Origin of the sequence: Lactonifactor sp. BIOML-A5 (assembly GCF_009677585.1) — a bacterium.
GTDB lineage: Bacteria > Bacillota > Clostridia > Lachnospirales > Lachnospiraceae > Lactonifactor.
The window spans coordinates 1-4,666 of record NZ_WKYV01000057.1 but is presented as its reverse complement, the minus strand read 5'-3'; the positions used below and the strand labels follow the sequence as shown (position 1 = coordinate 4,666).

Sequence of the window (4,666 nt, the reverse complement as noted above, 5' to 3'; positions counted from 1 at the left end):
TGAAAAAGCCCGAATACTATGGGATTGTCTCTTCCTTGTATGTAAGGGGGCAAAAATCGATATTAACCGACAGCCCCCTTTTCCTGCCACATATGGTTCAGCGGCCCGCTGCCTTTCCCCAGATTTAGATTTGCTTTTAGGGCTCCGGATATATAGTCCTTTGCATTTTGAATGCAGACGGTCAGGGAATGTCCGGCAGCCAGATTACAGGCGATGGCAGAAGAGAGCGTACATCCGGTTCCGTGTGTGTTTGGATTCTCGATGCGCGCAGTCCGGTACCACGCGGAGGCTTCATGGGTATAGAGAAGATCGTCAGCAGTGTCTGAGAGATGGCCTCCTTTTATGAGAATTCCTCCAGGGACAAAGGAGGCAATTTTTTTGGCGGCCTGTTCCATATCCTGCGTATTTCTGATATGATACCCGCTCAGCACTTCCGCCTCAGGGATATTTGGAGTGATAACGGTTCCTATGGGAAGAAGCTCTGTCATTAGCGCTTTTGCAGCGTCGTTTTTCATAAGGCTGCTTCCGCTTGTGGCAACCATAACAGGATCTACCACAATGTTTTTGGCATTATATTCTTTGAGTTTTTCTACGATGATACGAATGATCTCAGCATTAGACACCATTCCTATTTTTACTGCCTCCGGAGGGATGTCCTGGAAGATGCAGTCCAGCTGACGGGCGACAAAATCAGGGGTGGATTCCTGAATTCCGTATACTCCGGTGGTGTTCTGGGCTGTGAGTGCTGTAATAGCGCTCATAGCGTACATGTTATGCGCAGTGATGGTTTTTATATCTGCCTGGATTCCGGCTCCCCCGCTGGAGTCAGAACCGGCTATGGTTAGTACTGTATGCATACTTTATTCCTCCCATCCGTCCCAGGAATGCAGATATATGTCTGAAATATCCGCGAGTTGTTCCTGGTTTTTTTCTGACGGATCTAAGATTCCTGTCAAATGAAAACCGGCATTTTTAGCTGTCTGTGCTGCAAAGTAAGCATCTTCGAATACCCAGGTATCCTCTGGACAGGTTCCCAGGGTGTCAGCAGCCAGAAGGTATATTTTGCTTTCCCTTTTGCTTGTACCGGCTTCCGTGCACGTAATGATTTTTTGAAAATACTTATCGATCCCATTGCGGGCAAAGGCTGCTTCAATCAGCGGCCGGTCTGTTGAAGTTGCGACGCACATGGGAATTTCCATTTGAGAAAGAGAGTTCAAAACTTTGACAACTCCCGGCTTCAGGGGAACCATATCTCTATAGCCGCAGTAAATAATATGATGGATTCCGCTTATGATTTCTTCGGCGCTTTCCCTAATCCCGTATTCCGCTCTGAAATATTCCGCAGCTTCCGGAAGACTTAAAGTTTCCAATACGGCGTTGAGATTCGCTCTGGGTGTGATTCCTCTGCTGTTCAGATAGGCATTCCCCAGATTATCCCAAAGATACATAGAATCCAGCAGTGTTCCGTCTGCGTCAAATATAGCCCCCTTTATTCCGGCCCTCATAGCTCCACCATTTCCCTGGATAGTTTCAAAAGCTTCCTGCAGGCTTCTTTAATATCCGGCTGCCCGTAGATGCCGGAGATAATGGAGACACCGTCAATGCCGCTTCCTGTCAGCTCCAGAATGTTATTGTGATTAATACCTCCGATTGCTACAACCGGAATAGAGACTGCCTTGCAAATTTCTTTCAATGTATCGCGGGAAATCACATCCGCATCCTTTGTAGAGGTGGCAAATACGGCCCCCACTCCCAGATAATCAGCTCCCATCTTTTCCGCAGCCAAAGCTTGCTCCACAGTCTGTGCAGACACGCCGACAATTTTATCCGGACCCAGTTTTTCTCTGGCTTTAGAGGCTGCCATATCACTCTGCCCCACATGTACCCCATCTGCTCCGCAGGCAAGGGCAATATCAACGTTGTCATTAATGACAAAGGGGACGCGGTATTTTGAGGCTAGCGCTTTCATCTCGTTCGCCTCTTCGAGAAAACGGGCTTCATCCAAGTCCTTCTCCCGAAGCTGAAGAAAGGTGATGCCGCCCTCCAGAGAGTCTTTCACCTGTTCCATCAAAGTCTGTTTACCTACCCAGGCTCTGTCAGTAATGGCATATAAAAGCATGGATTCCTTAGTACAGTTCATAATTAGCTCCTTTCTCCAGCTGAGCTCCGGTTAAATGATAGACTGCGTCGATCAGATAATTGCGGCAGGACGAGTTCCCGGCCTGCTGTGCGATCATCTTATCATGAGCCATTTCTCCGCATATGCCCATAGCAATGGAAGCAGCGGCGGCAGCTTCCAGGAGATGTCCGGGGTTGGCGGCAAGATAAGCGGCAGTGAGAGAGCTGAGCATACAGCCGCATCCTGTAATTTGAGCCATTACAGAATGCCCATTTCGGATGACATAGGCTTTTTGGCTGTCTGCTACGATGTCTATGGCCCCTGAGACTGCAATGACAGCTCCGGTAATTCCGGAGTATTCCTTTGCAAAGGCTATCATGGCCGGTAGGGTATCTTCTGTGATTGCGTCTGCGGCGTCAGCATCCACTCCTTTAGAACTTCCTTTTCCGTTGGCAAGGGTCTTTATCTCTGAAATATTTCCCCGAATGGCAGCAAATTGTATCTCTCTTAACAGAGCTGCTGCAGTCTCCATGCGATAGGAAGAGGCTCCGGCCCCCACAGGGTCCAAAACTACGGGATGGCCGCATACATTAGACTGTTTTCCGGCAAGCAGCATTGCTTTGATTGAACGGGGGTGCAGGGTTCCCATATTAATATTCAGCCCGTCACAGAGTGTGGCCATCTCCACTGCCTCTTCTTCCCCGTCAGACATTGTAGGGGAAGCGCCGCACGCCAGAGTAATATTTGCACAGTCATTCGCGGTTACATAATTGGTGATATTTTGAATCAAAGGTGATTTTTTTCTAACATTTTCAAGCATTTCTCCTAGCATGTTTGTGTCCTCCTGACAAATTGGTATGTAATGACAGATAACAAAATAATAATGAGCATTACCGGAAGTGTGTTGCCTACCGGAGTGTCAATTCTCATAAATATACGGTAAATGATAAATCCCACACCCCATAGGATCAGATTCCTGATATTGAAGGATTCCCTTGAAAAATCCTGCTTCAGCAGAAAATAGTCGGCAATCATAACAGCGATCATAGGTGCAAATACAGATCCGATCAGATACAGAAAATTCTCAAATTGTTCAATAGGAGCCAGAATTGCCAAGGCTGTTCCTATTACGCATACAAATACAGCAACCTTTTTGGCATTAAATTTACTGCTGATACTTGCAGCACTGACACCTGCTGAGTAGGTATCCAGAAATGTGGTGGTTACAGTAGAAGCTATAAAAATGATCAAGCCTGCGGCGCCCAGCCCTGCCTTCAGAAAGATTGCCGCAATGTCAGATTCTGCGGTGTACACGGCGGCGCCCATTCCAATAAGATACATCCAGCTGCTGGCAATAAAATACGTCACTGTGCTTGCGAGGGTAGCCGAGCGCGGTTTTTGTGCTGTCCTTGTATAATCAGAGATGACAGGGAGCCAGGATAGAGGCATGGCCACGGACAGCTCTACAGCAGCTCCAAAGCTGATACTGCCTTCCGCCAAACTGGGACTCTTTCCTTTAAAAACAATAACACTCATGATAATGGTGAGAAGAAATAAAGCAGACATTACTACCGTATTTATTTTCCCAAGACCGGTGACGCCGATCAAGATCCAGACCAGGATCAGACCTCCGATAATCAGGGACCAGAGCCATTCCATGTTTGCTCCTGTTAGTGAAGCAGAGATACTTCCGGCGGCCCGTGCACCGCCGATAATCATAATTGCGGTCCATCCGGCCAGCTGAATGACATTAAGAACCGAGAACAGAAGAGAACCCTTCTGTCCAAACGACAGCCTGGCGGTTTCCATCGAGCTTTTTCCTGTCTCACCTCCTATGAGGCCTGCAAAATAAAACAGCACACACCCGATGAGATGCCCCAGCAATATAGCAGCTATCCCTTTTTTCATCCCCAGGGGCGCCAGAAGCGTACCTGTCATAATCTCTGCAATGGAAATGGCAGCTCCAAACCATATAAGACTGCTGCCGAAAATGGATGTTTTCTTTTCTATCAATGTTTCCCTCCTTTTTTTACAATCCCTGATATTGCAGATGCATCACCTCTTTTCCTGTCTGTTTTTAGAGAAAGCAAAAAGAGAGACGCCAAAACGTCTCTCCGGATTATTGATTTCATCTCCCTACGCTGGCATTATCCATATCAGGTTAAAGGGTCGAAGTTGAGTACTTCCTCTCAGCCTGCACACAGGCTCCCCTGACTGTAATATTTTGTTTAAAATCAGGATAACACTAAATGGGGGATATGTCAAATAATTGGAATTTAGGAGTGTAGGGCTTGGACTTCAGCTTAAAGTGATTCAAGTCGGAAAGTGTGAGGTGGCGGGGGGACGGTGAGAGAAATCCCGCGGCAGCGGGCTGGCTGGTTGGGGCGGGAGGAAGGCTTAAGTTCCGGGGACACCTCCGTCGCGAAGAGAGTCTAAGACAAAACCGGAATCCCCGCCGGGGCACCGTTCGTATGTGCAAAGAATGCTTGATGTGCATTCTCTGCACATGCTCACTTTTTTTCGGCCTTGACTGCCGAAAAAATCTCC

General features: G+C 47.7%; 5 protein-coding genes and 1 riboswitch. All 5 genes read right to left on the bottom strand.

The features are described 5' to 3' along the window. Positions 1-62 precede the first annotated feature (62 nt). Genes thiD through cytX form a run of 5 tightly spaced genes read right to left on the bottom strand, consistent with a single transcriptional unit; the run spans position 63 to position 4,132 of the window. Positions 63-857 carry a bifunctional hydroxymethylpyrimidine kinase/phosphomethylpyrimidine kinase gene (gene thiD, locus GKG41_RS22915; protein WP_154263210.1) on the bottom strand — a complete coding sequence of 265 codons (795 nt, stop codon included), beginning with the start codon at positions 855-857 and terminating at the stop codon, positions 63-65. A 3-nt stretch (positions 858-860) separates the two neighbouring features. Further along, a complete protein-coding gene (locus GKG41_RS22910; protein ID WP_154263206.1) occupies positions 861-1,505 on the bottom strand; it encodes an HAD family phosphatase in 645 nt (214 codons plus the stop codon). Then, positions 1,502-2,140: a thiamine phosphate synthase gene (thiE, locus tag GKG41_RS22905; protein WP_154263203.1), complete on the bottom strand. Its 639-nt coding sequence runs from the start codon at positions 2,138-2,140 to the stop codon at positions 1,502-1,504. The genes GKG41_RS22910 and thiE overlap by 4 nt, the downstream gene beginning before the upstream one ends. After that, on the bottom strand, positions 2,127-2,951 hold the full coding sequence (gene thiM, locus GKG41_RS22900; protein WP_154263200.1) for a hydroxyethylthiazole kinase: 825 nt from the start codon (positions 2,949-2,951) through the stop codon (positions 2,127-2,129). The genes thiE and thiM overlap by 14 nt, the downstream gene beginning before the upstream one ends. Beyond that, a complete protein-coding gene (gene cytX, locus GKG41_RS22895) occupies positions 2,945-4,132 on the bottom strand; it encodes a putative hydroxymethylpyrimidine transporter CytX (RefSeq protein WP_154263197.1) in 1,188 nt (395 codons plus the stop codon). The genes thiM and cytX overlap by 7 nt, the downstream gene beginning before the upstream one ends. A 103-nt stretch (positions 4,133-4,235) precedes the next feature. Further along, positions 4,236-4,341: riboswitch (TPP riboswitch) on the bottom strand. Positions 4,342-4,666 lie beyond the last annotated feature (325 nt).